The sequence below is a fragment of the Clostridium sp. AT4 genome (genome assembly GCF_001517625.2).
Taxonomy (GTDB): Bacteria; Bacillota; Clostridia; order Lachnospirales; family Lachnospiraceae; genus Enterocloster.
In genome coordinates this window covers 173,102-190,935 of sequence record NZ_LN999827.1, presented here as the reverse complement: position 1 = coordinate 190,935, position 17,834 = coordinate 173,102, and the positions used below count along the sequence as shown (strand labels likewise).

At 49.5% G+C, this 17,834-nt stretch carries 13 protein-coding genes; 11 read left to right on the top strand and 2 right to left on the bottom strand.

Annotated elements, in window-relative coordinates; genetic code table 11:
• Positions 1-7: 7 nt before the first annotated feature.
• Positions 8-4,273 (bottom strand): 2-hydroxyacyl-CoA dehydratase, encoded by a 4,266-nt coding sequence (locus BN3656_RS04080; protein WP_066545256.1) that lies wholly within the window; start codon positions 4,271-4,273, stop codon positions 8-10.
• A gap of 353 nt (positions 4,274-4,626) precedes the next feature.
• On the opposite strand from BN3656_RS04080, the gene BN3656_RS04075 reads away from it, so the two are divergent.
• The 7 genes from BN3656_RS04075 (at position 4,627) to BN3656_RS04045 (ending at position 11,618) form a co-directional block, all read left to right on the top strand.
• A complete protein-coding gene (locus BN3656_RS04075) occupies positions 4,627-5,568 on the top strand; it encodes a magnesium transporter CorA family protein (RefSeq protein WP_066544511.1) in 942 nt (313 codons plus the stop codon).
• A gap of 16 nt (positions 5,569-5,584) precedes the next feature.
• The gene (locus BN3656_RS04070) at positions 5,585-6,439 is read left to right on the top strand and encodes a hypothetical protein (RefSeq protein ID WP_066544510.1); all 855 of its coding nucleotides are present in this window, start codon (positions 5,585-5,587) and stop codon (positions 6,437-6,439) included.
• Between the two features lie 106 nt (positions 6,440-6,545).
• The gene (pyk, locus tag BN3656_RS04065; protein WP_066544509.1) at positions 6,546-7,982 is read left to right on the top strand and encodes a pyruvate kinase; all 1,437 of its coding nucleotides are present in this window, start codon (positions 6,546-6,548) and stop codon (positions 7,980-7,982) included.
• Positions 7,983-8,097: 115 nt separating this feature from the next.
• A complete protein-coding gene (locus BN3656_RS04060; protein ID WP_066545255.1) occupies positions 8,098-9,366 on the top strand; it encodes a diaminopimelate decarboxylase in 1,269 nt (422 codons plus the stop codon).
• Between the two features lie 12 nt (positions 9,367-9,378).
• Positions 9,379-10,176, top strand: a complete 798-nt coding sequence (gene proC / locus BN3656_RS04055; protein WP_066544508.1) for a pyrroline-5-carboxylate reductase — start codon at positions 9,379-9,381, stop codon at positions 10,174-10,176.
• Positions 10,177-10,189: 13 nt separating this feature from the next.
• Complete coding sequence (locus BN3656_RS04050; protein WP_066544507.1) at positions 10,190-10,771, top strand: NUDIX hydrolase; 582 nt, start codon at positions 10,190-10,192, stop codon at positions 10,769-10,771.
• Positions 10,772-11,006: 235 nt separating this feature from the next.
• On the top strand, positions 11,007-11,618 hold the full coding sequence (locus tag BN3656_RS04045; RefSeq protein ID WP_066544505.1) for a hypothetical protein: 612 nt from the start codon (positions 11,007-11,009) through the stop codon (positions 11,616-11,618).
• An 11-nt stretch (positions 11,619-11,629) separates the two neighbouring features.
• Here BN3656_RS04045 and BN3656_RS04040 read toward each other — a convergent pair whose 3' ends face one another.
• Positions 11,630-12,727 carry a ribonuclease H-like domain-containing protein gene (locus BN3656_RS04040; RefSeq protein WP_066544504.1) on the bottom strand — a complete coding sequence of 366 codons (1,098 nt, stop codon included), beginning with the start codon at positions 12,725-12,727 and terminating at the stop codon, positions 11,630-11,632.
• Positions 12,728-12,928: 201 nt separating this feature from the next.
• On the opposite strand from BN3656_RS04040, the gene ruvA reads away from it, so the two are divergent.
• From ruvA to BN3656_RS04020, 4 genes are all read left to right on the top strand, one after another.
• Entirely contained in the window at positions 12,929-13,552 is a 624-nt protein-coding gene (ruvA, locus tag BN3656_RS04035) for a Holliday junction branch migration protein RuvA (RefSeq protein WP_066545253.1), read from the top strand.
• Between the two features lie 43 nt (positions 13,553-13,595).
• The gene (gene ruvB, locus BN3656_RS04030) at positions 13,596-14,591 is read left to right on the top strand and encodes a Holliday junction branch migration DNA helicase RuvB (RefSeq protein WP_066545251.1); all 996 of its coding nucleotides are present in this window, start codon (positions 13,596-13,598) and stop codon (positions 14,589-14,591) included.
• Positions 14,592-14,658: 67 nt separating this feature from the next.
• Positions 14,659-15,441, top strand: a complete 783-nt coding sequence (gene zapA / locus BN3656_RS04025) for a cell division protein ZapA (protein ID WP_081422837.1) — start codon at positions 14,659-14,661, stop codon at positions 15,439-15,441.
• 133 nt (positions 15,442-15,574) lie between these two features.
• Entirely contained in the window at positions 15,575-17,833 is a 2,259-nt protein-coding gene (locus tag BN3656_RS04020; RefSeq protein WP_066544503.1) for a DUF3656 domain-containing protein, read from the top strand.
• The last annotated feature ends 1 nt before the right edge of the window (position 17,834 follow it).

Below are 17,834 nucleotides of genomic sequence, written 5' to 3'. Positions count from 1 at the left end.
TTTAATTTTACACCTGAACCTTCGGTTCCATCTCTTTTTTCAGATTTTTATGCGCCGTTGCCAGCATAAGCTTGATGCGGTTTAACTGGTTGACCTCGCTGGCACCGGGATCGTAGTCTACGGCAATAATATTGGAGTCGGGATAATTCCTGCGAAGCTCTTTGATCACGCCCTTTCCTACGATATGGTTTGGCAGGCAGCCAAAGGGCTGGGTGCAGACGATGTTTTTCACGCCGCTGTGGATTAGCTCCAGCATTTCTCCTGTAAGGAACCATCCTTCTCCGGTCTGATTGCCCAGGGATACAAAGCCCTTTGCCATATCAGCCAGCTCATTGATGGCTGCGGGAGGTGCAAAATGTCTGCTTGCAGCCAGCTCTTTTCTGGCCGTCCGGCGGAAGTATTCCAAAAGGGCAATTCCCGCATTGCACAGCCGGGCAGTGGACTTCTTCTTGCCCAGATGCTCTGCCTTGAAATTGTTGTTGTAGAAGCAGTAAAGCAGGAAGTCCATCAGATCCGGCATCACGGCTTCCGCTCCTTCGGCTTCCAGAAGCTCTACGATATGGTTATTTGCCAGGGGAGAGAATTTGACAAGGATTTCTCCTACGATTCCTACCTTTGGCTTTTTGATATCCCTTCGCTCCAGACGGTCAAAATCGTGGATGATTCCCTTGATGTTCCGGCCAAACTCCATCATAGCTGCAGAGCGCTTGGACAGGGAGGCGATACAGCGTTTCTTCCATTTTTCATGGAGCGCATCTGCGCTTCCCGGAACTGCTTCATAAGGTCGGGTCGCGTAGAGAACCCGCATAAAGATATCGCCGTATACCACCGCCTGCATAGCCTTTGTAAGCAGAGGAAGGGTGATGGAAAAGCCCGGATTGGTTTCCATGCCGTTTGCATTGATGGAAACCACAGGAATCTGGCTCATGCCGGCTTTTTCAAGGGCACGGCGGATAAAGCCTATGTAGTTGGAGGCGCGGCATCCGCCTCCGGTCTGGGTCATAAAGATGGCTGTACGGTTTAAATCGTATTTTCCGGACAGAAGTGCATCCATGATCTGCCCAATGACGATGAGAGAGGGATAGCAGGCGTCGTTATTCACATAGCGAAGCCCCACATCTACTGCATTTTTATTGTGGTTCTGAAGGATTTCGATATTGTAGCCAAAGGCCCGGATCGCGGGCTCTACCAGATCAAAGTGGATGGGCGACATCTGGGGGCAGAGAAGGGTGTAGTCCTTCTTCATTTCCTTTGTAAATACCACGCGGTTATAGGCGCTGGAAATGATTTTGCGCTCATAATGGCGCTGGTCTCTCACACGGATGGCCGCAATGAGGGAGCGGATCCGGATACGGGCAGAGCCAAGGTTATTCACCTCGTCGATTTTAAGCACAGTGTAAAGTTTCCCGGATCGTGTGAGGATGTCGGAAACCTGGTCTGTGGTAACGGCATCCAGACCGCAGCCAAAGGAATTGAGCTGGATCAGATCCAGATTGTCCTGGGTTTTTACAAAGCTGGCTGCCGCATAGAGGCGGGAATGGTACATCCACTGGTCTGTTACCACTAAAGGCCGTTCTACCTTTCCTAGATGGGAAACAGAATCTTCCGTGAGCACCGCAAAGCCGTAGGAGGTGATCACATCCGGGATTCCGTGGTGGATTTCCGGGTCCACATGGTAGGGACGTCCTGCCAGAACAATGCCGCGTCTGCCGTGTTCCTTCATCCATTTCAGGGTTTCTTCGCCCTTTCTCTTGATATCCTCTCTGGAGGTGGTTAATTCCTGCCAGGCAGCATGGGCTGCCATACGGATTTCAGCCGCAGGGATCTGGAAAGAACTGGAAAATTCCTTTACCAGCGCATCTGTAAGGATTTTTTCGTTTGTAAATGCCATAAAGGGGTTCATAAAGCGAACCTGTTCCTCTTCCAGGGCTTCTACGTTATTTTTAATGTTTTCCGCATAGGAGGTGACCATGGGGCAGTTATAATGGTTTCCGGCCTCCGGGCTTTCGTTGCGCTCATAGGGGATGCAGGGATAGAAGATAAACTTCACACCCTGGCGGATGAGCCATGATACATGGCCGTGGACCAGCTTGGCAGGATAACACTCCGATTCGCTGGGAATGGATTCAATACCCAGCTCATAAATCTGCTTTGTGGACTGGGGAGAGAGGATCACATGGTAGCGCAGCTTACGGAAAAATACAGCCCAGAAGGGGAAATTTTCATACATATTTAAAACTCTGGGGATCCCTACGCAGCCCCGGTCTGCCTCATCCATGGGAAGGGGCTCATAGTCAAACATCCGGCGGTATTTATAGTCAAAAAGGTTCGGAATTTCCTTTTTGGCTTTTTCTATTCCAAGGCCACGTTCACAGCGGTTTCCGGAAATATACCGGCGGCTGCTTCCAAACTGGTTCACAGTCAGGACACAGTGGTTATTGCATCCCTTGCACCGGGCCATGGAGGTGGTATATTTTAAGGAAATGATCTTGTCTAAAGCCATAGTAGAGGTTTCTTTTTCACCGCCCAGGTGGTAGCGCTCTCTGGCGATCAGGGCTGCTCCGAAGGCGCCCATGATGCCTGCGATATCAGGACGGACAGCCCGGCAGCCGGAGATCCGCTCAAAGCTGCGGAGCACGGCGTCATTGTAGAAGGTTCCGCCCTGCACCACTACATGGCTTCCAAGATCAGAGGCATTTGTGATTTTGATTACCTTAAATAAAGCGTTTTTAATCACAGAGTAGGCCAGTCCGGCAGAGATATCTGCTACGGTCGCTCCCTCCTTCTGGGCCTGCTTTACATTGGAATTCATAAATACGGTGCAGCGTGTGCCAAGATCGATGGGATTTTTGGCAAAAAGTGCTTCCTTTGCAAAATCCGCTACACTGTAATTTAAGCTTTTGGCAAAGGTTTCGATGAAGGAACCGCAGCCGGAGGAGCAGGCCTCGTTTAGCTGTACGCTGTCTACGGTGCCGTCCTTGATGCGGATACACTTCATATCCTGGCCTCCGATATCCAGGATGCAGTCTACCTCAGGATCAAAGAAGGCGGCCGCATAGTAATGGGAAATGGTTTCCACTTCTCCCTCGTCCAGCAAAAAAGCGGCTTTTAACAGGGCTTCTCCATATCCCGTGGAGCAGGACCATGCGATTTTTGCCTTGTCTGTCATCTGCTCGTTTATCTCTCTGGCCGCCTGGATGGCTGCTGCAAGAGGGCTTCCGTTGTTATTTTCATAAAAACGGTATAAAAGGGAGCCGTCCTCGCCTACAAGGGCCACTTTTGTAGTGGTAGAGCCGGCATCAATACCCAGATAACAAAGCCCTTCATAGGAAGAAAGATCCGAGGATCTTACATGATTGTGAGCATGGTCTGCAAGAAAAGCATCATACTCTTCCTGGTTTTTAAAAAGAGGTTCCATGCGCTTTACCTCAAAATCCATCTGCACCCCGGAGGAAAGGGTTTTGATCAGATCCGCTATGGAAAGGGGCGTCTGATCTTCTTTAGGGTTCATAGCGGCGCCCACCGCAGCAAACAGGTGGGAGTGCTCCGGGGCAATGGTCTGCTCCGGCGTCAGGTGAAGGGTACGGACAAATGCCTTTCTCAGCTCCGGAAGGAAGTGGAGGGGACCGCCTAAAAATGCCACGTTTCCCCGGATAGGCTTGCCACAGGCCAGGCCGCTGATGGTCTGGTTTACCACTGCCTGGAAAATAGAAGCTGCCAGATCCTCATGGGTAGCGCCGTCATTGATCAGGGGCTGGATATCCGATTTGGCAAATACACCGCAGCGGGCTGCAATGGGGTAGATCGCCTGATAATTTTTGGCATATTCATTTAAGCCGGAGGCGTCCGTCTGAAGCAGGGAGGCCATCTGGTCGATGAAGGAGCCGGTGCCTCCCGCACAGATGCCATTCATGCGCTGATCGATTCCGCCGGTAAAATAAATGATCTTTGCGTCCTCACCGCCCAGCTCAATGGCTACGTCAGTCTGGGGCGCATAATCCTGAAGAGAGGAGGCAACGGCTACGACCTCCTGTACAAAGGGGATATGAAGATGGGAGGAGAGTGTCAGGCCGCCGGAGCCGGTGATCACAGGAATAACAAGAATATCTCCGGTCTGTGATACCGCTTTTTTTAAAAGCTTTGCCAGAGTTTCCTGAATATTGGCATAATGGCGTTCATAGTCGGAAAAAAGGATACGGTTTTCCTGATCCAGCACAGCCACCTTTACGGTGGTGGAGCCGATATCGACACCTAAACGGTAAGTTGTACTCATCTGATTCATAGATACGGGTTTTGACCCTGCCCTCCTTTGTAGTCTGATCCAGGACTCTTCTGTATGAAAGAGGCAGCCCCAAATAACATGGGCTGCACTGGTTCGGCGTATATTTTATAATAAAATTCGTATAAAAACTGTGACAAAAGCAACAGACAAAAATGTTCACGCTAAAGTGTAGCACAAATCCAAGGCAAATACAATCAGGGAAGAACGTTAAAAAAACGTTAATAAATTGTAGGATGTTTGTAAAAATTGCGTTTTATGTAAAATGGAGTTCTAATCCATTTGACAAAATCGTAGGCAGTCACTATAATTAGGGGGGTAAAATTTCAGAATGGGGGAGAGTTCGCATGATACGGATTTTTAAAACCGAAGATGGTACGATTCATGAAAAGCAAGAGATGCAGCCCGGAAGCTGGATCGCTCTTACGAACCCTACCGCTTCTGAAATCATAGATGTAGCGGATGCCTGCCGCATTGATCCGGATCATTTAAAAGCGCCTCTGGATGAAGAAGAGCGTTCACGTATTGAGGCAGAGGATGAATACACTCTGATCCTGGTGGATATACCATCTATAGAGGAGCGAAACGGGAAAGACTGGTTTGTTACGATCCCTATGGCGATCATTACTACCAGGGATGTGCTGATCACGGTCTGCCTGGAGGAAACGCCCATTTTAAGCGCTTTTATGGACGGCAGGGTGAGGGATTTCCATACATTTATGAAAACCAGATTTATCCTGCAGATTCTTTATAAAAATGCCACTCAGTATCTGCAGTATTTGAGGATCATTGACAAGAAGAGCGAAGTGATCGAAAACAAACTTCATCAGGCTCAGAAAAATGAAGAGCTGATCGAGCTTTTGGAGCTGCAGAAATCACTGGTATACTTTACCACGTCTCTCCGTTCCAATGAAGTGGTGCTGGAGCGTCTGTTAAAGCTTGACAAGATCAAGAAATATCCGGAGGATACAGATCTTTTGGAGGACGTTATCATTGAGAACAAGCAGGCCATGGAGATGACGAGTATTTATAATGGAATTTTAAGCGGTACTATGGATACCTTTGCTTCCGTTATTTCCAATAACCTGAATATTGTTATGAAGTTTTTGGCCACAGTGACCATTGTCCTGTCCATCCCGACTATGGTAGCGAGCTTTTACGGCATGAATGTGCTGCCAAAGGGGATGCCCTTTGCAGACAGCCCCTATGGATTCTGGATCGTCCTGGGATTTGCAGTGGCCCTGTCCTTAATTGTGGCGTATATTTTTAATAAGAAGGATCTGTTTTGAAATGAGGGGATTTTAAATGAATCATTTTGTAAATAATGCAAAGCGCAGTCTGAGGCGTATGATGGGAGGCAGTATCATTGACATCGTATGCGGCCTGCAGATCCTGGGCGTTGTGACATATCTGCTTTCTCCGGAGTTTTTTGGCTATCTGATCCTGAATCCTGCGCTGGTTGTCCGGGGGCAGATCTGGAGAATTGTAACGTTTCTTGCATATCCGCCGGCAGTTACGGGTGGAGATGCGATCAGCTTTGTTATTTTTAATGCCATTGGCATTTACTGTGTCCGGCTTTTTGGATTGCTGGTAGAGCAGGTTTGGGGACGGTTTAAGTTTAACTGTTATATTATATCCGGCGTACTGCTTCATGCGGCTGTTTCCGTGCTGATCTACCTGATCACAGGTATGCCTCTGCCGCTGTTCCCCAATTATCTGGTGTACTCATTCTTCTTTGTGTTCGCACTGATGTTTCCGGATATGCAGGTGCTTTTTATGATGCTTATTCCCTTAAAGTCCAGCTGGATTGCCGTATTTGAAGGGGTAATGTATATCTATTCTTTTGTGAGAGGCAGCCTGATCGACCGGATAGAGATTCTGTTAAGCATCGCTCTTATGGGTATCTTTTTTGGATGGCTTACCTTTGGAAAAAAAGGCCCGGTTTATCAGAAAAAGCGTTCCAGAGAGTTCCAGAAAAAGACGGAGAAGATCCGGGTGGTGAAAAATCCCCACCGCTGTGCAGTCTGCGGACGCACCTCAGAGGACAGCCCTGGGATGGAATTCCGCTACTGTTCCAAATGCGAAGGCAGTTATGAGTACTGCATGGATCATTTATACACGCACAAACATGTCAAAAAAGGAGAAAAACCTGAGGAATAGTCCGGGTTTTGCTTCTTTCCATAAATTCCCGGAAGCAGCTTCCCCACATATTAAAGCCTGCGCCGGATCGCTTTACACAACTTACGTTTAATAATGGAGGATTAAAATGAAAAAGACAAAGATCATCTGTACCATGGGTCCCAATACCAATGACAAGAATGTTATGCTGGGGCTGGCAAAGAATGGCATGGACGTTGCCCGCTTTAACTTTTCTCATGGTGATTATGCAGAGCATCTGGGACGTCTGGAAATCTTAAAGGAAGTGCGCAAGGAACTGGATATTCCGGTTGCAGCCCTTCTGGATACAAAGGGACCGGAGATCCGTACCGGCATTTTAAAGGACGGAAAGAAGGTCACTTTAAAAGAGGGACAGATCTATACGCTGACTACCAGAGAAATCGTTGGCGATGATACCATCGGCCATATCAATTACAGCGGCTTAAATGAGGACGTTTCTGCAGGAAACACCATTCTGATCGATGACGGCCTGATCGAGTTAAAGGTAAATGAGGTAAATGATACAGATATCGTATGTACCGTTGTAAACGGCGGCGAGCTTGGCGAGAGAAAGGGCGTAAATGTTCCTAACGTAAGCATCAAGCTTCCGGCTCTGACTGAGAAGGATAAGGAAGATATCCGTTTCGGCATCAAGCAGGGCTTTGATTTTATTGCAGCTTCCTTTGTCCGCACGGCAGACTGCATCCGGGAGATCAAGGCTATGCTGGATGAGGCAGGCTCTTCCATAAAGGTAATTGCAAAGATTGAGAATGCAGAGGGAATTGAGAATCTGGATGAGATTATCGCTGAGGCTGACGGCATCATGGTTGCCCGTGGCGACATGGGTGTTGAGATCCCGGCTCAGAAGGTTCCAAATATTCAGAAGATGATCATCCGCAAGTGTAATGTGGCCTGCAAGACTGTTATTACTGCAACCCAGATGCTGGATTCCATGATCCGTAACCCAAGACCGACCCGTGCAGAGGTAACAGACGTTGCAAACGCTGTGTATGACGGTACAGACGCCGTGATGCTTTCCGGCGAGACTGCCATGGGTAAGTATCCGGTTGAGGCGTTAAAGATGATGAGTTCCATTGTTGAGGAGACAGAAAGCTATCTGGATTACACTGCATACCGCCAGCGTAAGGTAAGCGCAGAGAACATGAAGAACGTTTCTAACGCTGTATGCTGCGCTTCTGTTTCCACTGCCCATGATATCGGCGCTGATTATATCATTGTTCCAAGTATTACAGGCTTTACCTCTATGATGCTGTCCAAGTGGAAGCCGGCTGCCCGTATCCTGGGAATGTCCCCAAGTATGTCTACGGTACGTCAGATGCAGCTTCAGTGGGGCGTAACTCCCGTATGGTCCCGCCGCGCAGATTCTACCGATGAGCTGATCGAAAATTCCATTGAGGAGCTTAAGGAAAAGAATTTCGTGGAAAGCGGAAAGCTGGCTGTACTGACTGCCGGTGTGGTAAGCTATGCGAGACGCCATGAGGAGGCTGCCCAGACCAACATCATGCGTGTGGTAGAAATTAACTAAAAATTGAACTGGACAAAGAAGTCTGCCCGGGAGTACAATGTTTGGCAAGGACATTGTGCTTTCAGACAGACTTTTTACAGTTTTGGAGCAAAGCGGACGAAGGAGGAAATTTGCTGTGGAGAAGAAACCATTTGTTACAAAAGAGCAGTTGGAGGAGATTACAAAGACGTATCCAACGCCGTTTCACCTGTATGATGAAAAAGGGATCAGGGAAAATGCCAGACAGTTAAAGGAGGCATTTTCATGGAATAAGGGATATAAGGAATACTTTGCGGTAAAGGCTACGCCTAATCCCTTTATTTTAAATATTTTAAAGGAGTATGGCTGCGGTACGGACTGCTCCTCCATGACAGAGCTTATGATGTCAAAGGCCTGCGGTTTTTCCGGAAACGACATCATGTTTTCTTCCAATGATACGCCTCTGGAGGAATTTGCCTATGCTGCAAAGCTGGGGGCGATCATCAATCTGGATGATATTACCCATATTGAGTGTGTGGAGCAGACGCTGGGGTATATTCCTGAGACCATCAGCTGCCGCTTTAATCCCGGCGGTGTTTTTAAGATCAGCAATGATATTATGGATAATCCCGGCGATTCCAAGTACGGTATGACAACGGAACAGATATTTGAGGCATTTAAGATCTTAAAGGCCAAGGGAGCAAAGAATTTCGGCATTCATGCCTTTTTGGCAAGCAACACGGTGACAAATGAGTATTACCCCATGCTGGCAAAGATCCTGTTTGAGCTGGCAGTCCGCCTCCATGAGGAAACGGGGGCTCATATTTCCTTTATCAATCTTTCCGGAGGTATCGGCATTCCTTACCGTCCGGATCAGGAGCCTAATGATATCCGCGCCATCGGCGAAGGGGTGCGGCAGGTCTATGAGGAGGTTTTGGTGCCTGCGGGTATGGGTGATGTAGCGCTGTGCACAGAGCTGGGCCGTTTTATGCTGGGCCCCTATGGCTGTCTGGTTACAAAGGCCATCCATGAGAAGCATACCCATAAAGAGTATGTGGGTGTAGACGCCTGTGCGGTAAACCTGATGCGTCCCGCCATGTACGGCGCCTACCATCATATTACGGTGATGGGAAAGGAAAATGCACCCTGTGACCATATGTATGATATAGTGGGTTCCCTGTGCGAAAATAATGATAAATTTGCCATTGACCGGATGCTGCCTGAGATTGAAAAGGGTGATCTGCTGGTGATCCATGATACTGGAGCCCACGGTTTTGCCATGGGATATAATTACAATGGAAAATTAAGATCAGCAGAGCTTCTTTTAAAAGAAGACGGCTCGGCAGAAATGATCCGGAGGGCAGAGACGCCAAAGGATTACTTCGCTACCTTTGATTTTTGTAACATACTAAAGGATGCAGAATAAGGAGGTCTTAAAATGGCTGAGATCGGTTTTATCGGAATGGGAAATATGGGCCTGGCGATCCTGCACGGTCTTTTAAAGACCTGTGAGCCGGGAAGATTTATTTTTACGGCAGCTCATGCAGAAAAGATGGCTGCGGTTACAGAAGCTACCGGCGTGCCTCATGCAGAGTCCAACCGGGCCTGCGCGCAGAGCTGCAAATATCTGATCCTTGCGGTTAAGCCCCAGTATTTTGATGTAGTATTTGATGAGATCCGCGAGGTATTAGAGGAGGATCAGGTGGTGATCTCCTTGGCTCCGGGACAGACCATTTCCAGTTTAAAGGAGCGGCTGGGAGATGAGATCCGTGTGGTGCGGGCCATGCCAAATACTCCGGCTATGCTGGGAGCGGGAATGACGGGGATCGCCTTTGGCACTGATCCATTTACAGAGGAGGAAAAGGAGCAGATCTGCGCGGTCTTTAAAAGCTGTGGCGGCGTGGAGCTGATAGAGGAGAGCCAGATGGAGGCTGTGGGCTGCGTCAGCGGCTGCTCTCCGGCCTTTGTATACATGTTTATCGAGGCACTGGCAGACAGCGGTGTGAAATATGGGCTTCCCCGTAAAACAGCCTGTGAAATGGCAGCCCAGACCGTTCTTGGAAGCGCGAAAATGGTACTGGAAACGGGAAAGCATCCGGGGCAGTTAAAGGATGAGGTCTGCTCTCCGGGCGGAACCACCATTGCGGGAGTATCTGCTCTGGAAGAATTTGGATTTCGCAATGCAGTGATCAAAGCGGCAGACGCCTGCTATGAAAAATGCCAGAAAATGAAATAGGGGAGGAAAAAACATGGCACAGAAACCAGAAAATGAAGGAATGCCGGTGATTCGTCTGGACCGGCAGCTAAAATATCAGGGAAATATTTTAAAGATTTACGAGGATACGGTTCTTGCCAACGGCCATGAGGCCCATTGGGACTATATCCACCATGACGGAGCTGCGGCAGTGCTGCCGGTAACGGATGAAGGAAAAATCCTCATGGTGCGCCAGTACAGAAACGCACTGGATCGTTTTACTCTGGAGATCCCGGCAGGAAAGCTGGATGATCCCAAAGAACCCAAAATTGAGTGTGCGTACCGGGAACTGGAGGAGGAAACGGGCTTTAAGACAGAAAAACTGGAATATCTGATCAGTGTTAATACTACGGTAGCCTTCTGCGATGAGGCCATTGATATTTTTGTTGCCCACAATCTGGTGCCAAGCCATCAGCATCTGGATGAGGATGAGGTCATAGAAGTAGAGGCCTGGGAGCTTAAGGATTTAGAGGAGCTGATCTTTACGGGAAAAATCACAGACGGAAAGACCATTGCCGCCATTATGGCTTACGGACGTAAGTACCGGAGTGTGGATAAGAAGGACGAGTTTGTATAAAACAGAAGGGTGAGCAGGATGGAAGAACGTGCGCCGGGAATTTATGAAGTGAAACTGTACAGCACGGGAGCCGGTGTGGATGAAATTCGTATTTTCCTGTCTGGAATACCTCTATGATGAGGACTTTGCCTTAAGAGAGAACCGAAACGGAATCCTGTACTGGGAGACTCCCTGATACATACGGATCCCTCCGGCCGCATACACCTGTTTTAAGGGGAAACAGGGAGAAACGGGAATGAAGATCAGAGGGAAAAAAATGGCGCTGGCAGCCAGAACGGTGACAGCTTTCAGACAGCGGCGTTTTTCCTATGAGGACTGGCTTATATTCTGCTTTGGAGCCGGGATCATAGGGGGAACAGCCGTTGTGCTTTTATTTGGAGAAGGAGCACTGGGAAGGGGCTTGCTTGCAGGAGAAGGCAGGGAGGACCTCTGGGGGAAGGGGATGATTTCCTGCCTGACAGAGACATTGAAAGATGGGGGGCTGGAACAGGCAATGAAGGAAGCCGGCGTTGTGAGTCTGCTGGCAAAGCGGCTGCTTCAGATGACTGCAGGATGGGTGGCAGGTCTAACGATCTGCAGCCCCTTCTTTTTTGGCTGCATTACCTGCTGGGGCGGAATGTGCCTTTCCGGGGCCTTGGCTTTTCTCACATTGGAAAAGGGCGTCTGGGGACTTCCAGTGTTTCTCTGGCTTTTGTTTCCACAGGGGGTGATTTATGGGATTACCTGGGCAGTCCTTGCAGGCTGGGCCGGAGGACGGGAACACCGTCTTCATCTGGCAGCTTTTTTTCTTCTGCTTCTTTTTACCGCAGCCGGAGCTCTGTTAGAGGGGATTTTTCATCACCCGTAATGTTTTCAGCCCTACTGTTCCAAAAGCCAGCAAAAGAGCTGACTGAAGTAGGTATCTGCGGCCTGGGGCTGTGAAAACAGCGAGTCATCATAAAGCACATAGGTGAGAGGGGACTTGTAATCCTCCCGGAAGGAAGGTTCCTTAAAGGGGCCAAACTGAGGGAGGAACAGGCCCTCTTTTTTTGTGTAGCAGGTTCGGGCAGTGGCCTTTTTCCGGGCAGACCGATCTACATACTCCCCTACGCTTTTATGGACGGCTGTGTCTTCAAAGGGGAGATAGTAGTAATCCTTATAATCGGGATAAAAATATTTAAGGCAGCCGCGGCAGAGGCGGATGGTGCAGACGGCTTTATTTTCATATAGCTCCAGACTCACCGGACCGGAAGAATATTCCAGCGGAACGGGAACAGAAACAGAGCCGGTACCCATAAGATGCAGAAGGGGCGTGTCCGTGGGCTCTGTACAGTCACCCTCCCATAATTCAGGAGCCTGAGGGAAAAGAGGGGATGAAAAGAAATCTGCATAGCTTAAAATGGGAAGGATAGCGGGCATTCCCTTTAAATCATCCTCATTGTGAAGGATCAGCAGATCATAGAGCGATTTTTCATGGGTGTGCAGATAATCGCGGTAGACCTCAATTAACTGTCCTCCAGTGTACTTATCCTCACGGGAAATGCCTAAAAACTGCTCAATGGCCTTCTGCTTCATGCTTTCTAATCCCAGAAGCTTCCGGTAAGGACGGATTTTTTTGTAGATATCCATACTTTCCATGCCTTCAAAGCTGTGGGAAAGACCCAGCCTGCAGCAGCATTTTTCCAGATAGGGAATGTCAAACCGGTCGCCGTTAAAGTGGATCAGGGTTTTAAAACGTTTCATAAAGGCAAAAAATGCATCTAAAAGTTCTGATTCCGCCTGTCTGGTATCTGCAAACCACTGGATCAGCTTCCAGCCAAAGCCGTCATGGTACACGCAGCCGATCAGGTAGAGCTGGGAAGTGTCTCCGGAAAATCCGGTTGTTTCAATATCGAAGAAAAGCAGCTGTTCTTTTGGCCCGATCCGGTCCAGGGGATAGGTTTCCGGAAAATCAATGGGATGCTTAATGGTGATCATGGTGTTCCTTTCTGATATAGTTACTGAGGACAGTTTAGCGGAAAATAGGGAAATATGCAAGCATCTGTCAAAGGTGTATTTTAAAAACAGAAAATACGTTCGATACACCACTTGCATTGCGTGTGGCGGTATGTTATGATGAAGGTCAGAAATAAAAGCTGCCGGAAGCGGCAGAACGCACAGAGAAAAGGAACTGGATCGATGATATCATATATAAAAGGAACCCTGGAAGCAGTGGAAGAGGACATGATCATAGTGGAAACAGGAGGCATTGGCTATGGGATCCGTGTGCCTTTGTCCCTCTTAGAAGAGCTTCCGTCTCTGGGCTCTCCGGTGATCGTTCATACGTATTTTCAGGTCCGTGAGGATTCCATGACACTTTATGGCTTTCTTAACCGGCAGGACAGAGAGATGTTTAAGCAGCTTATCAGCGTAAACGGCATCGGCCCCAGAGGCGCTCTGGGGATTTTGTCTGTTATGCGGCCCGACGACCTGCGGACGGCTATTGTAAGCGGCGACGCCAAGGCCATTTCCAGGGCACCCGGTATCGGCCCCAAAACGGCCCAGAGGCTGATTTTGGATTTAAAGGATAAGGTGGATCTGGAAGAGGTGATTTCCGGCTTTGGGGGCGGAAACGGCAGTGCAGTCCGGACCGAGGAACTTTCCGGGCTGGCATCAGCTGCAAAAGAAGCTGTGGAGGCCCTTACGGCCCTTGGCTATACGGGGGCAGAGGCTTCCAGGGCGGTAAAGCGCGTGGAAATGACAGAGGGAATGAATTCAGAGGATGTGCTTAAGGCTTCTTTAAAATTTCTGACCTTTCTGTAAGGGAAGAACTTAAAGGAAATAATTGGAAAATGATGAGGGACTTATGGAACGCAGGATCATAACAACAGAGGCAACAGAGGAGGATGTGCGTATTGAGACTACGCTGCGTCCTCAGTGCCTTGAGGACTATATTGGGCAGGAGAAGATCAAATCCACTCTGAAAATCTATATTGAGGCAGCCAAATCCAGAGGGGAAGCGCTGGATCATGTGCTGTTTTACGGCCCCCCTGGCCTTGGAAAGACCACCCTTTCTGGGATTATTGCAAATGAGATGGGAACGAAGATGAAGGTAACCAGCGGTCCGGCCATTGAAAAGCCTGGGGAGATGGCTGCGATCTTAAATAACCTTCAGGAGGGGGATGTGCTCTTTGTGGATGAGATCCACCGTTTAAACCGTCAGGTGGAGGAGGTACTTTATCCGGCCATGGAGGACTTTGCCATAGATATTATGCTGGGAAAGGATTCTTCGGCCCGCTCCATCCGTCTGGAGCTGCCCCATTTTACTCTGGTGGGCGCTACTACCAGAGCCGGCCTTCTTACGGCTCCTTTAAGAGACCGGTTCGGAGTGGTTCAGCGTCTGGAATTTTATACGCCCCAGGAGCTTAAGACCATTATCATGCATTCCGCAGGGGTGCTGGGAGTGAAGATCGATCCGGAAGGGGCATTAGAGCTTGCCAGACGGTCCAGAGGTACGCCCAGACTGGCAAACCGCCTTTTAAAAAGGGTAAGAGACTTCGCTCAGGTAAAATATGACGGAGCGATCACGAAAGAAGTGACGGATTTTGCTCTGGATATCATGGATGTGGACAAGCTGGGACTGGATCAGAATGACAGAAATATCCTGCTTATGATCATTGAGAAGTTTTCCGGCGGCCCTGTAGGGCTTGATACGCTGGCTGCGGCTCTGGGGGAAGACGCCGGAACCTTAGAGGATGTGTACGAACCCTATCTTCTGATGAACGGCCTGATCAACCGCACGCCCAGAGGAAGGATGGCCACAGAGAGCGCTTATCGTCATTTGGGCTTGGAAATGGGATGAAAATGTGGTAAGCTTCTGTTAGAGGGAAAGAACGTTTCCCCGGATCAGACAGGAGAATGAGTGAAGTATGGAAACAAAGAATTATACACAGGTTTTAATCGACGGAAAAATATATACTCTGGGCGGAAGCGAGGACGAGGCTTATCTTCAGCGGACGGCCAGCTATGTAAATGAAAAGAATATGCAGCTGCGCGGGATTCCGGGTTTCTCCAAGCAGAGTGCGGATTATCAGCAGGTTATGATCCAGTTAAATATTGCAGACGATTATTTTAAGGCGCTGGATCATTCGGAACAGATGGAAGAGGAACGCAACCGGATGGAAAAGGAGAGCTACAGCTTAAAGCATGAGCTGGTAAGCACTCAGATGAAGCTGGAAGCTGTGCTTAAGGATCTGGAGGAGCGCCAGGTGCAGCTGGAGGAGACGGCTTCACATTTAGCGAAGCTGGAACGGGAAAACAGAAATCTTACCCGCCAGAATGAAAGGCTGTCTCAGGAGCGGGCTGAGGCAGTGACAGAGGCGGAGCAGATGAAAGCCCTTATGCTTCATCAGGAGAACGAACTCCGGGCAGTGGGAGAAGCGGCTGCTTCTGAGGAAGAGCCTGTTGTTGAGGAAGAGCCTGAGGTTGGGGAAGAGCCTGTTGTTGGGGAAAAGCCTGTTTTGGAGGAAGAACCTGAGGTTGGAAAAGAGACAGGAGAAGAGGAAGCGGCAGAGGTTTCGAATGAAGAAGCGGAGGTTTCTGAACCGGCGGCTGCTCCTGAAGAAGATGTTCGGCCTGTTTCCGATGAAGAGCTGGCAAGAAGAGCGCTTCAGGCAGCCAGAAAGGCAGGCTTTCACAGAGGCCGCAGATAGAAGGATACAAAAAAGACAGCATCGGGGGGATGTCTCATGGATTCGTATGGGGCATCCTTTCGTTATCCCTGAAGAGAACGGGGGAGAAATGTGGTTTTGGATCCGTTAAAAGACCAGGAAAGGCGGAAATAACATGAAAGAGAAAAAAAGAGCAGAGCTGCTTGCTCCGGCAGGCTCCTTTGCAAGCTTAAAGGCAGCAGTGGCAGCGGGCGCTGACGCTGTATATATGGGAGGAGCGCGGTTTGGAGCCAGAGCCTATGCTCAAAATGCAGATCAGGATGAGATGATCGCAGCCATTGAATACGCCCATCTCCATGGCTGCCGCCTTTATATGACCGTAAATACGCTCTTTAAGGAGAATGAGCTGGGAGAATTATATGAGTATCTGCTTCCCTATTATAAAGCCGGACTGGACGGTGTGATCGTTCAGGACCTGGGAGCCCTGTCCTTTATTCGGGAGCATTTTCCGGGAATAGAACTTCACGCCAGCACCCAGATGACCATTACCAGTGTTTACGGGGCAAAGGAGCTGAAGCGTCTGGGCTGCTGCCGGGTAGTGCCGGCCAGAGAGGTATCCTTAGAGGAGATCCGCCGGATCTATGATGAGACGGGAATGGATATTGAAACCTTTGTCCACGGGGCGCTGTGCTACTGCTATTCCGGACAGTGCCTTATGAGCAGCCTGATCGGGGGCAGAAGCGGAAACAGGGGCCGGTGTGCCCAGCCCTGCCGTCTTCCCTACCGGGTATATGGGCAGGAAAACGGAACAGCTGTTAATAAAGAGGATCAGAAATGTGTCCTCAGCATGAAGGATCTGTGCACGCTGGATATTTTGCCCCAGATTCTGGAAGCAGGTGTATTTTCACTGAAGATTGAAGGAAGGATGAAGAGCCCCAGATATACGGCCGGGGTAGTGCGGATTTACCGGAAGTATCTGGACCGGTATCTGGAATACGGTTCAGAAGGGTATTATGTGGAGCCGGAGGATAAGAAAGAGCTTCTGGATCTGTTTGACCGGGGAGGCTTTACCTCCGGCTACTACACCAGACATAATGGCCGCGACATGATCGCTTTAAAGGAAAAGCCGGAATTTCGGGAAACGAACAAAGAACTCTTTGACTTTCTGGACCGGGAATATGTGGAAACAGAGAAGAAAGAGCCTGTGGAGGGGTATGCATATCTGGCGGAGGGACTTCCGTCCGTGCTTACGCTGACCTGCGGGGATATTTCTGTGACGGTTTCCGGACAGGAGCCTCAGGCTGCGAAAAACCAGCCAATGACCAGAGAAAAGGTGATCCGCCAGCTGGGGAAAACAGGGGCTACGGCTTTTGAATTTACAGAGCTTGAGGCAGAGGTATGCGGAGCGCTGTTTCTTCCCGTTCAGGCATTAAATGAACTGCGCAGAGAGGGCTTTGAGGCGCTTACAGAGGCGATCCAGAATCAGTGGAGAAGAAAGGCGCCGGAGGCGGGAGAAGTTCAGAACGGTGCAGATTCCGGTGAGAAAAGCAGCCGGGCGGCTGGATGCGCCGGTCCTGTCCCGGATGAGAGTGCAGGTAAAAGACCGATGTATCTTACGGTATCCGCAGAAACCGGGGATCAGCTGTCTGCAGCGCTTGCCGTGCCGGAGGTCAGGAGGATCTGTCTGGATGCTTCATCCTTTCAGCCGGAGCGCTGGGCAGAACTTGTGCAGCTGATCCATCAGGCCGGAAAGGAGTGCTATCTTACCCTCCCGCACATTTTCAGGACCCATGCCATAGGATTTTTCCGAACATACCGTTCCTGTCTGGAGCAGGCAGGTTTTGACGGCCTTTTAATCCGTGCCTTTGAAGAAATACAGTGGATGAGAGAGGAGCAGATTTCCTTTTCTGCTTCCTTTGACGCCTCCGTCTATGCATGGAATCATGGGGCAGTACACACATTGAAGGAGGAGCAGGCTGCTTTTATCACTGCGCCATGGGAACTGAATAGCAGAGAGCTGGAGCCTGTTTTTGAGGCCTGCCGCAGAGAGGGGCTTCCGGCAGAGCTGATCGTTTATGGCCGAGCGCCCATGATGGTATCGGCCCAGTGCATTACAAAGACCGTAAAAGGCTGCAGTAAATGTCCCTCTCTTTTGTGGATGAAGGACAGAACCGGAGCACGGCTGCCGGTTCAGAATCACTGTGCGTTCTGTTATAATACGATTTTAAATCCTCTTCCCGTGTCCCTTCACGGCTGCGCAGATTCTGTAAAGCGTCTGGCTCCTGAGGGACTGCGCCTGTGCTTTACAATAGAAACAGGGGAGGAGACAAAGGCAGTATTAAATGCCTTTGCAGCAGAGTTTATCAGAGGAGAAAACGCAGAGCCTCCATTTACAGAATTTACCAGAGGCCATTTCAGGCGGGGAGTAGAATAGG